This window comes from Sodalis sp. RH24 (assembly GCF_047324145.1).
Classification (GTDB): domain Bacteria; phylum Pseudomonadota; class Gammaproteobacteria; order Enterobacterales; family Enterobacteriaceae; genus Acerihabitans.
Window position 1 is genome coordinate 2,175,382 of record NZ_CP178729.1, and the last position, 15,271, is coordinate 2,190,652.

General features: G+C 51.5%; 11 protein-coding genes. 8 read left to right on the forward strand and 3 right to left on the reverse strand.

Annotated features, from left to right (window positions below):
* Positions 1–3 precede the first annotated feature (3 nt).
* The 5 genes from cyoB (at position 4) to ACL2XG_RS10060 (ending at position 5,376) form a co-directional block, all read left to right on the forward strand.
* A complete protein-coding gene (cyoB, locus tag ACL2XG_RS10040; RefSeq protein ID WP_410016194.1) occupies positions 4–1,998 on the forward strand; it encodes a cytochrome o ubiquinol oxidase subunit I in 1,995 nt (664 codons plus the stop codon).
* Entirely contained in the window at positions 1,988–2,608 is a 621-nt protein-coding gene (locus tag ACL2XG_RS10045; protein ID WP_413722257.1) for a cytochrome o ubiquinol oxidase subunit III, read from the forward strand. Before cyoB ends, ACL2XG_RS10045 begins: the two co-directional genes overlap by 11 nt.
* Positions 2,608–2,943, forward strand: coding sequence for a cytochrome o ubiquinol oxidase subunit IV (locus tag ACL2XG_RS10050; RefSeq protein ID WP_410016196.1), 336 nt, complete (start codon positions 2,608–2,610; stop codon positions 2,941–2,943). The genes ACL2XG_RS10045 and ACL2XG_RS10050 overlap by 1 nt, the downstream gene beginning before the upstream one ends.
* 15 nt (positions 2,944–2,958) lie before the next feature.
* Positions 2,959–3,849, forward strand: a complete 891-nt coding sequence (gene cyoE, locus ACL2XG_RS10055; RefSeq protein WP_410016197.1) for a heme o synthase — start codon at positions 2,959–2,961, stop codon at positions 3,847–3,849.
* A gap of 162 nt (positions 3,850–4,011) precedes the next feature.
* Positions 4,012–5,376 carry an MFS transporter gene (locus ACL2XG_RS10060; protein WP_413722256.1) on the forward strand — a complete coding sequence of 455 codons (1,365 nt, stop codon included), beginning with the start codon at positions 4,012–4,014 and terminating at the stop codon, positions 5,374–5,376.
* A gap of 86 nt (positions 5,377–5,462) precedes the next feature.
* Here the strand turns inward: ACL2XG_RS10060 and ACL2XG_RS10065 are convergent, their stop codons facing one another.
* On the reverse strand, positions 5,463–10,508 hold the full coding sequence (locus ACL2XG_RS10065; RefSeq protein ID WP_413722255.1) for an RHS repeat-associated core domain-containing protein: 5,046 nt from the start codon (positions 10,506–10,508) through the stop codon (positions 5,463–5,465).
* 598 nt (positions 10,509–11,106) lie between these two features.
* Entirely contained in the window at positions 11,107–11,598 is a 492-nt protein-coding gene (locus ACL2XG_RS10070) for a YajQ family cyclic di-GMP-binding protein (protein WP_331122703.1), read from the reverse strand.
* A 196-nt stretch (positions 11,599–11,794) separates the two neighbouring features.
* On the opposite strand from ACL2XG_RS10070, the gene panE reads away from it, so the two are divergent.
* Together panE and yajL are read left to right on the forward strand one after the other, a co-directional pair.
* Positions 11,795–12,712: a 2-dehydropantoate 2-reductase gene (gene panE, locus ACL2XG_RS10075; RefSeq protein WP_410016200.1), complete on the forward strand. Its 918-nt coding sequence runs from the start codon at positions 11,795–11,797 to the stop codon at positions 12,710–12,712.
* Positions 12,672–13,265 (forward strand): protein deglycase YajL, encoded by a 594-nt coding sequence (gene yajL, locus ACL2XG_RS10080; RefSeq protein ID WP_410016201.1) that lies wholly within the window; start codon positions 12,672–12,674, stop codon positions 13,263–13,265. Before panE ends, yajL begins: the two co-directional genes overlap by 41 nt.
* Before the next feature lie 84 nt (positions 13,266–13,349).
* Here the strand turns inward: yajL and thiI are convergent, their stop codons facing one another.
* Complete coding sequence (thiI, locus tag ACL2XG_RS10085) at positions 13,350–14,798, reverse strand: tRNA uracil 4-sulfurtransferase ThiI (protein ID WP_413722254.1); 1,449 nt, start codon at positions 14,796–14,798, stop codon at positions 13,350–13,352.
* Between the two features lie 229 nt (positions 14,799–15,027).
* Here thiI and xseB point away from each other — a divergent pair, with 229 nt between their 5' ends.
* Positions 15,028–15,270, forward strand: coding sequence for an exodeoxyribonuclease VII small subunit (gene xseB / locus ACL2XG_RS10090; RefSeq protein ID WP_413722253.1), 243 nt, complete (start codon positions 15,028–15,030; stop codon positions 15,268–15,270).
* The last annotated feature ends 1 nt before the right edge of the window (position 15,271 follow it).

Consider the following 15,271-nt stretch of genomic DNA (forward strand, 5'->3'; position numbering starts at 1 on the left):
ACGATGTTGGGAAAATTAACGCTGGATTCGGTTCCGTACCACGAACCGATCATTATGATCACCGTCGCCGCCATTATCGTCATCGGCGCGGCGCTGGTGGCAGGCATTACGTATTTCGGTAAATGGGAATATCTCTGGAAAGAGTGGTTCACCACCGTCGATCATAAAAAAATCGGCGTCATGTATATGATCGTGGCGTTCGTCATGCTGCTGCGCGGCTTCGCCGACGCCATCATGATGCGTTCGCAGCAGGCGCTGGCCTCGGCCGGCGAGGCCGGCTTCCTGCCGCCGCACCATTACGACCAGGTGGTGACCGCCCACGGCGTCATCATGATCATCTTCATGGCCACCCCGTTCGTGGTCGGGCTGATGAACCTGGCGGTGCCGCTGCAAATCGGCGCGCGCGACGTGGCCTTCCCGTTCCTGAACTCACTGAGCTTCTGGTTCTTCGTGGTGGGCGTGATCTTGATTAACGTCTCGCTGGGCATCGGCGAATTCGCCCAGACCGGCTGGGTCGCCTATCCGCCGCTGGCCGGCAAGGAGTACAGTCCCGGCGTCGGGGTCGACTACTGGATCTGGAGTATCCAGATAGCCGGTATCGGCACCACCCTCACCGGCGTTAACTTCTTCGCCACCATCATGCGGATGCGCGCGCCGAACATGCCGATGATGAAAATGCCGGTCTTTACCTGGGCCTCGTTGTGCACCAACGTGCTGATCATCGCCGCCTTCCCGATCCTGACCGTGACCATCGTGCTGCTGACCCTGGACCGCTACCTCGGCACCCATTTCTTTACCAACGACATGGGGGGCAACATGATGATGTATGTCAACCTGTTCTGGGCCTGGGGCCATCCGGAAGTGTATATCCTGGTGCTGCCGGTGTTCGGCGTGTTCTCGGAAGTGGTGGCCACCTTCTCCAAGAAGCGGCTGTTCGGGTATACGTCCCTGGTATGGGCCACCATCGCCATTACCATCCTGTCGTTCTGCGTGTGGCTGCATCACTTCTTCACCATGGGCTCCGGGGCCAACGTCAACGCCTTCTTCGGCATCATGACGATGATTATCGCCATTCCGACCGGGGTTAAAATCTTCAACTGGCTGTTTACCATGTACCAGGGCCGTATCGTCTTTAACTCGGCCATGCTCTGGACCGTCGGCTTTATCATCACCTTCTCCATCGGCGGCATGACCGGGGTGCTGCTGGCGGTGCCGGGCGCCGACTTCGTGCTGCACAACAGCCTGTTCCTGATTGCCCACTTTCATAACGTCATCATCGGCGGCGTGGTGTTCGGCTGCTTTGCCGGCATGACCTACTGGTGGCCGAAGGCCTTCGGCTACACCCTGAATGAAAAATGGGGTAAACGCGCGTTCTGGTTTTGGATCGTCGGTTTCTATGTCGCCTTTATGCCGCTGTACGCCCTGGGCTTCATGGGCATGACCCGTCGTCTGAGCCAGCAGATTGATCCGCAGTTCCATGCTTTGCTGCTGGTTGCCGCCGGCGGGGCGGCGTTAATCGCGCTCGGTATCCTGTGCCAGGTCATCCAGATTGTGTTGAGCGTTATCCAGCGCGATCAGAACCGCGATTTGACCGGCGACCCGTGGGGCGGACGTACCCTGGAATGGTCCACCTCCTCGCCGCCGCCGTTCTATAACTTTGCCGTGGTGCCGGATGTCCAGGATCACCGCGACGCCTTCTGGCAGATGAAGGAAGACGGCACCGCTTACCAGAAACCGGCGTCCTACGAGCCGATCCATATGCCGAAAAACACCGGCGCGGGCGTGGTGATCGCGGCGTTCAGCCTGTTCTTCGGGTTTGCCATGATCTGGCATATCTGGTGGCTGGCGATTATCGGCTTCGCCGGCATGATCGTGACCTGGATTGTGCACAGCTTCAAGGAAGACGTGGACTACTACGTGCCCGTCGCGGAAGTGGAACGCATCGAAAACCGTCATTTTGAACAAATCAGCGAAGCGGGCCTGAATAATGTCAACTGAGATCTTACATAATCACGATCACGTAGACGCCCATGCCGGTCATGGGCACCACGACGCCGGGGCGATCAAGGTCTTCGGCTTCTGGATTTACCTGATGAGCGACTGTATTTTATTCGCCACGCTGTTCGCCACCTATGCCGTACTGGTCAACAGCACCGCGGGCGGTCCGTCGGGTAAGGAAATCTTTGAACTGCCGTTTGTGCTGGTGGAAACCTTCTGCCTGCTGTTCAGCAGCATTACCTACGGCATGGCGATACTTGCCATGAACAAAGGCAATAAAAGCCGGGTCAACGCTTGGCTGGGCCTGACGTTCCTGTTCGGATTGGCGTTTATCGGCATGGAACTGTATGAATTCCATCACCTGATTGCCGAAGGCAACGGCCCGGACCGCAGCGGCTTCCTCTCGGGGTTCTTTACCCTGGTGGCGACGCACGGTCTGCACGTGACCTCGGGACTGATCTGGATGGCGGTAATGATGGTACAGGTGGCGAAACGCGGCCTCACCGCCACCAACCAGACCCGGTTGATGTGCCTGAGCCTGTTCTGGCATTTCCTTGACGTAATCTGGATATGCGTCTTTACCGTGGTGTACTTGATGGGGGCCATGTAATGAGTAGTCATGCAACAACCGGGCACGGCGGCGCCAGCCACGGCAGCCTGAAGTCGTATCTCATCGGTTTTGTCCTGTCGATCATCCTGACCGTCATTCCTTTTGTCATGGTGATGAACGGCTCGGCGACCAAGACCACGCTGATTGCCGTCCTGGCGCTGTGCGCCGTGGTGCAGATCATGGTCCACCTGGTGTATTTCCTGCATCTGGATCGCTCCTCCGAGCAGCGGTGGAACGTGGTGGCGCTGGTCTTCGCCGTACTCATCATCGCCATTCTGGTTGTCGGTTCCCTGTGGGTCATGCTGCATCTGAACTACAACCTGATGAGCCATTAACCGAGCGTAATCCTGATGATTAAGCAATACCTGCAAGTAACAAAACCAGGAATTATTTTCGGTAATTTAATTTCTGTCATCGGCGGATTTTTGCTGGCCTCCAAAGGCCAAATTGACCATGCCTTATTTTTCGCCACCTTAATCGGTGTCTCGCTGGTGGTCGCCTCGGGTTGTGTTTTCAACAACTTTATCGACCGGGACATTGATAAAAAAATGGAAAGGACCAAGAACCGGGTCCTGGTGAAAGGACTTATCTCCCCGCAAGTGACCCTGGTTTACGCGACTGTGTTGGGTATCGCCGGTTTTGTGCTGCTGTACGTGGCGGCCAACCCGCTGGCCATGTGGCTGGCGGTGGCGGGCTTTATTGTCTATGTGGGCGTTTATAGCCTGTATATGAAGCGCAAGTCAGTTTATGGCACCCTTATCGGCAGTTTGTCCGGCGCGGCGCCGCCGGTTATCGGCTACTGCGCCGTCAGCGGCCGGTTCGATATGGGCGCGTTGATTCTGCTGCTGATTTTCAGTCTCTGGCAAATGCCGCATTCTTACGCCATCGCCATTTACCGTTTCAAGGACTACCAGGCGGCGTCAATCCCGGTGCTGCCGGTAAAACGCGGCATATCGGTGACCAAAAACCATATTACCCTGTATATTATCGGGTTTATGGTGGCGACGCTGATGCTGACCCTGGGCGGTTACGCCGGCTATAAATATTTTATCGTCGCGGCCGCGGTCAGCGTCTGGTGGCTGGGCATGGCGTTGCAGGGCTATAAATCGGCCAACGACGACAAGGTCTGGGCGCGCAAGCTGTTTATTTTCTCCATCGTGGCGATCACCTCATTGAGCGTGATGATGTCCGTGGACTTTATGGTCCCGGCCAGCAACAGCCTGTTATCGTACGTCTGGTAAAATCCGCATTGACCTATGGCTGGCAAAGCCCCGGTTTTGCCAGCCCCCTGCCCCGCCATCGACACCCTTTCGCCGCCATCTGTTACATCTGTTAAAAGACGTTCCGTTTACCCGGTTCGCACGGCGCATTAAAATGATGTGGGTAGCTCTCTTGAGGTAGTAATGAACGATACTAAAATGACCGGCAGCGAACTGCGCGCCACCTGGGGCTTGGGTACGGTGTTCTCGTTACGCATGCTGGGCATGTTTATGGTGCTACCGGTACTGACCACTTACGGTATGGCATTACAAGGCGCCAGCGAAGCCCTGATTGGGCTGGCCATCGGCATCTATGGCCTGGCGCAGGCGCTATTCCAGGTACCTTTCGGCCTGATCTCCGACCGGGTCGGCCGCAAGCCGCTGATTATCGGCGGGCTGCTGGTGTTTGCCCTGGGCAGCGTTATCGCCGCCCTCACCGATTCGATCTGGGGCGTCATTTTAGGGCGTGCGCTGCAGGGATCGGGGGCCATCGCCGCCGCCGTTATGGCGCTGCTGTCCGATTTAACCCGCGAGCAGAACCGCACCAAAGCCATGGCATTTATCGGCGTCAGCTTCGGCGTCACCTTTGCCATCGCCATGGTGCTGGGGCCGATAATAACCCATGCCCTGGGCCTGCATGCGCTGTTTTGGGGTATCGCCCTGCTGGCGCTGGCGGGCATCATCATCACCCTGGCCATCGTACCGGCGGCGGATAGCCATATGCTTAACCGCGAGTCCGGCATCGTCAGAGGAAGCTTTAGCAAGGTGCTGGCCAACGGCCAGCTGGTTAAGCTCAATATCGGCATTTTTTGCCTGCATGCGCTGCTGATGTCGAGTTTCGTCGCCCTGCCGCCGATGATGGCCAAGGCCGGCCTGGCGCCCGCCGATCATTGGAAAGTCTATCTTATTACCATGCTGGTATCCTTTGCCGCGGTAGTGCCATTTATCATCTACGCCGAGGTTAAGCGGCGGATGAAGCGGGTATTTATGATCTGCATTACCCTGTTGCTGCTGGCGGAAATCGTGCTGCTGGCCGCGGGGCAGCATTTGTGGACGATATTTGCCGGCATCCAGATTTTTTTTCTGGCGTTTAATGTGATGGAGGCCATCCTGCCCTCGCTTATCAGTAAAGAAGCGCCGGCGGGTTACAAGGGCACCGCCATGGGGGTCTATTCCACCAGCCAGTTTCTTGGCGTGGCGGCCGGCGGCAGCCTGGGGGGATTATTGTATCAATGGCATGGGGCGTGGCTGGTATTTACCTTTGGCGCGGCGCTGGCGGCGATGTGGTGGGTTATCAGCATTTCGCTTAAGGAACCGCCTTATGTCAGCAGCCTGCGCATTACCTTGTCGGAACTGGCGGTTAAGGATGGCGCGCTGGCGGAAAGACTGAAAGCGCAGCCTGGGGTTACCGAGGTGGTGGTGGTGGCGGAAGAACGGAGCGCCTATATCAAAATTGATACCAAGCAAACCAGCCGATTAGAACTCGAACGGTTGATAAGCTTGGTATAAACCAAATTTATTAGGGTCTCTACTTAGGTCTTGGATTGAATAAATCCCAGGCGCTGTCCGATAATGAAAGCATATGAGTATAGGGTTCAAAAGTGTATAGCATCATCTGCGGCAGCCCAAAAATAACGCCATGGATTCAATCGGCAAAAGACGCCATCAATATATTGATAACGAAGACCCGCCTTACCTAGCTCACTGAAAAGGCTATTTAAGTTGGCAAATTTATAATCAATTACGCCTCTGGCGGGGAACACGACGTCCACATTATACCGTTGAGATAGATGGAATAGCGTCTCATATGCTTGTTCTTCGATTTCCAAGCTGTCTTCAATTGGATATTGCATAAGATTATAATTAATTACATAAGCCCCAGGAAGAACAATATTCCTTGATTGATAGCTACTATCCATAATGCCAACCAACCCAGGATCATTAAGAAATCGCCCTTCGCGCCCAAAAAAACGGACAGCGGTGCCATCAGAAACCTCAATACGTTCACCACTAAAAAATGGTTGAGCCCCATGGGCGTCAATGATTAATCGATCGGAATATTGCGAGCCTCTGAATATAATAAAATCTTCGCCTAACATTTCCCCACCCGCAGCCAATGCAGCCCTATTAGCAGCGAGTACCGACAACTTCGCACCCGCCGCCGCCGCACCCAAGGCTCCTAATCCACCGAGGCCTGTCCCTAATGAAACCCAACCGAGAATAGCTGATGTACGCGGATTCGATCCTTCTAAAGCAGCCGAAGCAATTCCGGTCGCGGCGGAGGTGAGCTCAAGTAAACCTGCCACCCCATATAAGGCCATCACGCCCGCGGTGGCTGCCGCCAATGAGTAGCCGAAGGTAGGTATGGCTAACACTAACCCTATCACACTAAATAAAACGGTAAATGCTAATCTTCTGCTTAAGTGACCATCCAAATCAATGCCGTTTATTGGATCATTGTTGCAATAGACGTAGGGGTTTATGCCCCCCGCACCAAATGGGCTGAGGCTGTCGGGGCTGTTAAAGCGCATTAAAATCGGGTTGTATGAACGGTAGCCATTGCCCAATGGGTAAGCGCCGGTAATAGCATCGCGCAGCTCACCCTTAAATCCCGGCAAGGCTGGATCCTCCGTTTGACGGTAACCCCATGGGGTGTACAAATGGAGTTCGGTATTAAAGGTGGCAGTAACGTCAAAACTTACGCGGCCGGTTAAAACTACATTTAGCAATCTATCTCTCGCCATTTCTGCCATGTCTTCAAAAAAGCCGTTGGCTCTTGATATCTTTAACCATTTAGCAACCCAGGCAGTATCATTGGCATCAGCATCACGTTTCAACTGTGGTGTATTATGCTCGTATATAATGTTACTCACCGGCTGATGATCAATTTCTTCTTTTGCCAGGCGATCCATGCCATCATAATCATAATTACCTGAATGCTCAGGTGAATGGGCTTTTACTAGCCGCCCGAGAATATCGTACTGCAATGTACGCCCCGCCTCGTCCACATCCATTCTCCCATTAGCATCATAGTGGAGTGAAATTAACGGGGGATAGACTGGAGCACTGTGTGAGACCGAGGTCAATTGAGTAGGATCATCCGGATTGTCATAATGAAACTCCGCATAATCATCTCCATAAAAAAAATGCGTGTGACAGCGGGTCATATTATTCAATGCATCGTAGGAAAAATTCTGTTCATCAAATTGTTGACCATAAGCATCCGTGGCAAACTCCTGGCTTTCACTTTTCATATGAATAAGCCGGTTACACTCGTCATATTCGTATAATTCATGGTTTACAAGTTTTTCATCCAAAGTGATCTTTTTATCAAGAATATTCCCATTTCGTTCATAAAAATATTCTATTGTTAGTTTCGTTTCCTTGAAATTGGTTTGAAAATCCGCTCCCATAACAATTTCACGTTTATACTCACGACTGAACTCATCATAGGAAAATTTGGTATTAACGTAAAAATCAACATAACCATCGGTATGGTTTAACTCGGCCACGCGGCCAAAATCATCGTAATCCGTTTTAGTGTAAGAATTAATATTTTGACCTAATATTTGTTGACCTGTTTGTTTAGAGTACCAAAAAGAACGTTCATAAGTGAATGATGGATTATCCCCTGACAGACTACCTTTTTTTTCAGCGCCCAACAATGTCCAATCGAATCTAATACTAGCGTTGATGTCAGAAGAAAAATCTTCTTGCCCAAGTTGCCCAGAAGGTGAATAAAACCAGCGTTGCATAATCCGCCCCCGGCCTACCGGATAGTCAACATTTTCACTTGTCGAAGCTTGTATTTTCCCGGCCAGGGTATTCCAGGAATATACTTTGTATAGACTTCGATCGGCTACTAAACTGACCACATTGCCCAATTCTGGAATATATTGATATTCAAGTGATTGTCCCGCCGGGGTGGTTACTACGCTAGGTTTAGGATTAGCACCAATATATTCATAAGTATATCTGCGCCCGCCAGAAACGGACTCCTTCAAACGTCCCAAACTATCGAATGCCTGCGTGCCTAATATCGTCACGTTTTCCTGTATATCTTGTACACTAACTTCGGTTACGCAGGGTTTATCAGTATGGACGGCATACTTTCGTAAAGTTGCATTTTTATCAGGCAAACCTACCATAACTTGCCTATGAAACGCATCATATTCGTAATGGGTGACATAGCCTTTTTCGTCTTTGTACTCACGCAGCAAGCCGTAGCCATCATATCTTGAGCTAGTTTCAGAATAAACGCTGCCATCAAGACTAATACATGATTTTTTTAGCGGTTGCATCCCTATATTAAAATCGATCCTGATATCGCCAAGTTTTTTATTAGGATCGGTGGAACTGTATTTTTTCAAGGTTGCCTGAAGTTTAATCGGATCAAACTGTATTTCCTCATGGGTTCCGTCACTGCGTCTTATCACGCTGACATTTCCCCAAGGTTCATATTCCATGGTAGCTGTAATACTTACGCTTTCTTCTATTTCATCAGGTGTGGGAACAAAGTGGTCAGTCAGGGTATTAGATAAAACCTGGCTAATAGCATTATATTCCTTACTTTCGATCTCAAACCATTCATCGCTTTCGGCGCGATCAATATTATTGGATGCCTTTTTAACTGGCCTTCCTAGACCATCAAACCAGCTGCGTATCTTATTGCCGGAAGCATCGGTGGTGGTTGTCACCCCAAAATTACCGTCACAGTTTCTCTCTATGTAGTAATCTAGTGTGCTTATACGTTGATAGGCGGTGCCGGGATTTTGCGTGTGCCGGATTAAACGGCCCAACAAATCATAGTCATAATTGTGTTGACTGTTTTGCGCATCGACTTCTGACAGCACGCGTCCGGTGCAAGAAGAGGTTCTGCTGGCGGTGGCATAGGCTAGGCCATCATAGCCGGTGTCATCCCTGGATATGACTAAAATAACACCCGACAAGAAATAGGTAAATTGTGTGGTGGCGGGATAGCTGTGATCGCCATCGATAAACGTTTTGACCCTCCGTTCTAGCCTGCCATGCATTGGGTTGTTGTTAAGAGGGCTGCTTATATAGAATAGTTCCTCGCTGGTGATAAGTACCTCTTCTGATTTCACCGATTCATGGGCATAAAAGTGGCTTTTTTTCGGAACAATGGACCAGGCGGCCGGTGCATTATCTATTGAGGGAAAACTTTCATATTCATGTACTGTCACTGTATATTCAGTAATAAATTCCCGACTAGAAGGTTTGATGGTTTGTTTATATAAATAGCGTACAAACCCCCAGGGATCTAATGTCTCTGGATGCTCCTTATTATTCTGATAATATTCATTTTCGATAATCATACCATCGGGATTTTGCTGCCAAACTAGGTTGCCGCCTTCGTCGTAGCGCGTTTCGGTAGTTTCCACCCTGGTGATTTTATCCGGAGATATGTAGGTTATTTTTTGAGTGGACGCCAGCTGATATTGACTGGGCTGGGCATCAAAAGGCTCTGTCAAATTAGAATTAAACACAGTTTCTTTTTTAGTGACATAGCTTTTTGAGTCACGCGTTACCGTTTTTATCACTTCTATATCATTATGCAATACATCAAATACATATCGAATACTAATGGTATCAGCACCGTTTGTATATTCTTCATGTTGATAGTATTGATAATCAAAAAGATACTGACTATGCTCAAGCAGATAGTCACGATAGTGTACCCAAAATTGTTCAGGGGAGTGACCGCCAAGAAAATTGGATAAAGAGTAGGTGTAGTTGCTGGTGATGAGGGGAGTTTTACCGCCGATGCTTGTTACCTTTTTCGATACTCTCGGTAATGCCGGTAAATACGCGCTAGTAGGGAAGACCGTTGCGCTATCTTCATAGGTTATTTCATACGTAATATCAGGATCGGCATGCATTTTTGTAAGTAAGCGGTAATGAAGAAAATTAGTATATTCAAATTCGGAACTCGCCAATATTTCGTTTTCGCTTAAGGTCAACACTTCGCTAAGACTATTATGGTCATCAAATCGTAATGCGAACGAAATAGATTCTTGGGTGCCCGGCCAGGCAGTTATTAAAGTAAGCCGATCTTCGGGGAGACCACTTTGATTGAAATAATCAATTCTTAAGGTCCCAAAATCATTGTCGACTATGGAAGTCAACTTAGGCATCGTATTGGAGTCGACAATATCCCATTGAAACATCAACATTAAACCAAAGGGGTTGTAAATCCTCAGGACAACTTTGAACGTGTCCATCTTTTGCGGGCTGCCTAATTCTTCCACTATGCCATTTTTCCATATAATCCGATAACCGTTTTCTGTTCTAACAAAATGGAAGTTAGTCAGTTTTTTTTGTATCACCTCAATGCCTTGTGGGGTTTCGATGACACTATATTGTTCACCTGAACTCAGTACTAAAATCCCATAGGCAGTATCATAATAAGAATAGCCAAGATGAAATCCTAAGCCAAAACCATAATTAAAGCTACCAAACCCATTATAGCTGAGCGCGACCTGGAAAACGGGCCCTAATCCCGCATTGCCCACCAAGTTCACTAAGGGCAAATAAACATTAAACATGCCGGTACGCGGATTGACCGTGGTTTGATTGGCATCGCTATAATTAAATGCCTGGGATGAAAATTGTCTACTCATGATGACACCTCACCTACTGTTGCTATTATGACAAATTTTTCACAGTGAGTAACAAACGGTATAAGTACTTTTCGCGTAATGTGAGAAAGGTATAATCATTTATTCCCGCGTGAAAAAATTTATAGAAATTAAGAAATAAGGCTTAAAGCATATAAATACTGTCGACTCGCTAACTCTTGGGGAAAGCATTATGATGCCCACGCCAAAACGACATTAAGCCTTGGCGTTAGACTTCACACATTAATGCCACCAATCGTTTAAATAATTTTCTGTTAAGTTAAAAACGCTAAAGAAGATCACTGTAAAATCAATGCATACATTTATGTTATATAAACAGATATGTTATAAATTTTACATAGAGTGACTTTTTAATTAATATTACTCGTTCCTCTACAAAGATATCTATTCCCCATAGTGATAGCAAACAGAGGGATTCATTTCAATAGGCATGCATTGATTATGCAAAAAAGGGTATTCAGGCGGCATTTTTTGATACGCTAAAACTAAAAACCGCGCCCGCTCTATTTAATAACAGACGCCTATCTTATTAAGTTATATAGATTAAAATGGGCAAGTCGCCCTGCCGTCAGCCCAGCACTTAATCGCGAAAATTAGTAAACTGAAACGGCTGGCCCAGCTCTCCGCCTTTGACCAGCGCCATGGCGCCCTGCAAATCATCGCGGGATTTGCCGGTAACCCGTACCTGCTCGCCCTGGATTTGCACCTGTACCTTCAGCTTGCTGTCTTTGATCAGTTTCACCAGCTTCTTGGCCAGGGTGGATTCGATGCCTTGCTTGAGCTTGGCCTCGACGCTATAGGTTTTGCCGCTGCGCGCCATCTCGTCCGGCAGCTCTATCGCCCCGCCCTCAATACCGCGTTTGGCCAATTTTTCCCGCAGGATCTCGACCAGTTGCTGCACCTGGAAATCGGATTCGCTGGTGGCGGTGATGCTTTGGTTTTTTTCATTGAGCTCAAAACTTGCCGGTACGTTGCGAAAATCCCAGCGGGTGGTGAGCTCGCGGCTGGCATTCTCCACCGCGTTGCGAACTTCCTGCATATCTATTTCTGAAACGATGTCAAATGAGGGCATAATGTGTCTCCGGCTGCCATTCTTTGGTTAGCATCATACCCGCTTGGTTTGCCAGATACAAAATACTGTCCGCGGCGTCGGCAAAAAAATGAATAGGCCTAAAACGGCCCTTGATAGGCAGCGAATATGTCTATAATCAGAGCAATCTACGCGCAGGCAGGCGCTGGTTGGCTTAATGCATAGCAAAGGTTAAAACATGAATATTACCGTTCTCGGGTGTGGCGCCATCGGCCAGTTGTGGCTGGCCGGACTGGTGAGCCAGGGGCACAACGTCCAGGGATGGCTGCGCGTGCCGCAGTCGTCTTGTACGGTGGATGTGGTGACGCCCCTGGGGGAGAACGTGCGGCATCAGTTGCCCGCCAACAACGCCGCGCTTTTGTCCGGGAGTGATCTCTTGCTGGTGACGCTGAAAGCCTGGCAGGTTTCCGGCGCCATCCGCACGCTGTTGCCGCAGCTCAGGGCGGACTGCGCCATTTTATTGCTGCATAACGGCCTGGGCACCCGCGAAGAGCTGCCTGCGCTTACCCAGCCGTTGTTGCAGGGCATCACCACCCACGCGGCTTATCGCAGCGAGAGCGGCAGCATTATCCATGTCTATAACGGTACCACCCGTATCGGCCCGCTGACGGAAAACGCGCAGTCCATCAGCCACCTGGCGGAAAAGCTGCACGAGGCGTTGCCGGATGTGGCCTGGCATAACAATATCGCCGCTTCCTGCTGGCTTAAACTGGCCGCCAACTGTGTCATCAACCCGCTGACGGCGGCCTATGAGTGCCGTAACGGCGAGATAGAACAGTATATCGATCAGATCGAAGCGCTGTGCCGCGAAGTGGCGATGGTCATGGATCGCGAGGGATACCATACTTCTTATGAAAGCCTGCTGTTTTACGTTGGGCAAACCATTAAAAGCACCGCGGGCAATACGTCGTCGATGCTGCAGGATATTCGCGCCCAGCGTCATACCGAGATTGACTATATTAATGGTTACCTGGTGCGGCGGGCGCGGGTACATGGCCTGAGCGTACCGGAAAACCAGCGGTTGTATGAGCTGATCAAACAGAAGGAGGACCACTATGGGCGTCTCGGCGATGGTATGTCTGGCGACTGGGAGTGAAGAAACCGAAGCGGTGACCGTGATCGATCTGCTGGTCAGGGCCGGCATTGAGGTGACGGTGACGGGCGTGGGCGTGGGCAACGCGAGCCATGGGATTGTCTGCTCGCGCGGAGTACGGCTGCTGGCCGATGCCCCGCTGGCGACGGTGGCCGGCCGGGCGTTCGACGTTATCGTCCTGCCGGGCGGCGTCAAGGGCGCCGAGGCCCTGCGCGACAGCGCGGCGCTGATTGATTGCCTGCGTCTGGCAAGTCGCGCCGGCAGACTGATTGCCGCCATCTGCGCGGCGCCGGCGTTGGTGCTGGTACATCATCGCCTGTTTCCTGATGCCGCGTTAACGGGGTTCCCGGCGTTGAAAGACCGGATCCCGGCGTCGCAATGGCGGGACGAGCGGGTCGTTTACGATAAAACGGCGAACCTGCTGACCAGCCAGGGTCCGGGTACGGCGATGGAGTTTGCCTTGCATATTATCGGGCTGCTACTGGGCGGAAGCAAAGCGGCGGAAGTGGCGGCGCAGCTGGTGCTGCCTGCGGGCATACGGGATTTCGCCGGGTAACTCACTCCGGGATCCCGGCCGGCGATGGCGAACACGCTTGCCGTTTGCCGTATTTAGCGTACGGCAAACGGCCGGGACGCGGCTTTAAGGCCGGTAAACCTTGACGTTGTGAAAGCCCTGCTCGCGCAGGTACAGCGCCTGCAGCCGGCTCATGACGCCCCGCTCGCAGTACAGGAGATAGGACTTGCTCTGGTCAAGCGTGCCGAACTGGGTGCCGAGCTTATAGAACGGCAGCGCCTGGACCACGATGTTGTCCATCAGCAGCGGCTGGCTTTCCTGCTCGTCCACCGGACGGATATCCAGCACGATATCATTGCCGCCGACGTCGGCCGCGGTTTCCACTTCCTCCACATCCTGGCGGGTCTGCTCGATGATTTCGCGGATATCTATGCTGCTGGCCTCCGCCACCGCCCGTTCGAGCACGCTGAAGTCAAAATGCGCTTCTTCCTGCTCGATACGATGCTTTACGGCCCTGACCGTCGGACTTTTAGAAATTACGCCGCAATATTCCGGCATGGTTTTGGCGAATTCCTCGGTGCCGATGGCGCGCGCCGTATTGATGATCTGCTCTTTATCATGGGAAATCAGCGGCCGCAGCACCAGCGTATCGGAGACGTTATCGATCAGGCGCAGGTTGGTGAGGGTCTGGCTGGAGACCTGCCCCAGGGCTTCACCGGTCACCAGCGCCTGGATGCCGAAGCGTTCCGCCATTTCCGATGCCGCGCGGATCATCATGCGCTTGAGCACCACGCCCATTTGGCCGTCATCGACTTTTTCCAGGATTTCGCCCACCACGGCGGCAAAATCAATGGCGATAAACCGCACCCGGTGGGAACTGCCGTAGCGGTTCCAGAGATGATGCGCCACCTGGCGCACGCCGATTTCATGCGCCGCGCCGCCCAGGTTAAAGAAGCAGTAATGCACCCGGCAGCCGCGGCGCATCAGCATATAGCTGGAAACGCCGGAATCGAAACCGCCGGAAATCAGCGACAGCACATCTTCCTGGGTACCGATAGGGAATCCGCCAATGCCTTCATAGCGCGCGGTGATAAGCAGCAGGCGATCGTCTTCGATTTCCAGGTGGATGGTTTCTTCGGGATGGTTGAGCCGCACGCGGGTGCCGGACACGTTCTGGTTCAGGCCGCCGCCGACGTAGCGTTCCACATCCTGCGAAGTAAATTCATGGGTGCCGCGGCGTTTTACGCGCACGCAAAATGTTTTATCCACCAGCCGGTCGTGGTACTGCGCCAGCGTCTGCACATAAATGTCGTGCATATCCGTATAGGTGTGTTCTTCCACCGCCAGGATATGATGGATGCCGGGAATACGGGTCAGCGCCTCGCAGATAACCGGGCGCTTGCTCTCGTCCTTGGCGCGTACGATGATATGATCCCAATGACGCACCACCGTCAGGGACTCGTCATAATGTTTCATGACGTTGCGGATATTGCTGGCGAGAATTTTAATAAAGCGCAACCGTACCGACTGGCTTTTTATCGTAATTTCCGGAAACAGTTTGATGATAAACTTCATGGCGATAGTCGTTATGTGATCAGAAGAAAAAGGTAACGTAGCGGAACACGTCATATAATAAGATAGGGATAATCCGGCGCAGTACGCCTGGATATTACCCTTAGCATCCGAGGCGCGCAGTATATCACTTTACGCCGCGGCATTGAGCCCAATTTGCTTATCATCGCACTCTGGGCTAACGTTGTCTGTTTTCATATGCCATGCCCTTTACGTTGGTGAAAAAATCGTTATGCCGAAAAAAACCGAACAGCCCGCCAGTTTTGAAACTGCACTAAAAAAATTGGAACAGATTGTCACCCGCCTGGAATCAGGCGAGCTTCCGCTGGAAGAGGCGCTGAACGCATTTGAACAGGGCGTGCAGCTGGCGCGCCACGGCCAGCAGACCTTGCAGCAGGCGGAGCAGCGGGTGCAGATATTGCTTAGCGACGAGAACACTGCGCCGCTGACGCCGTTTACCCCGGACGCGGAATAAA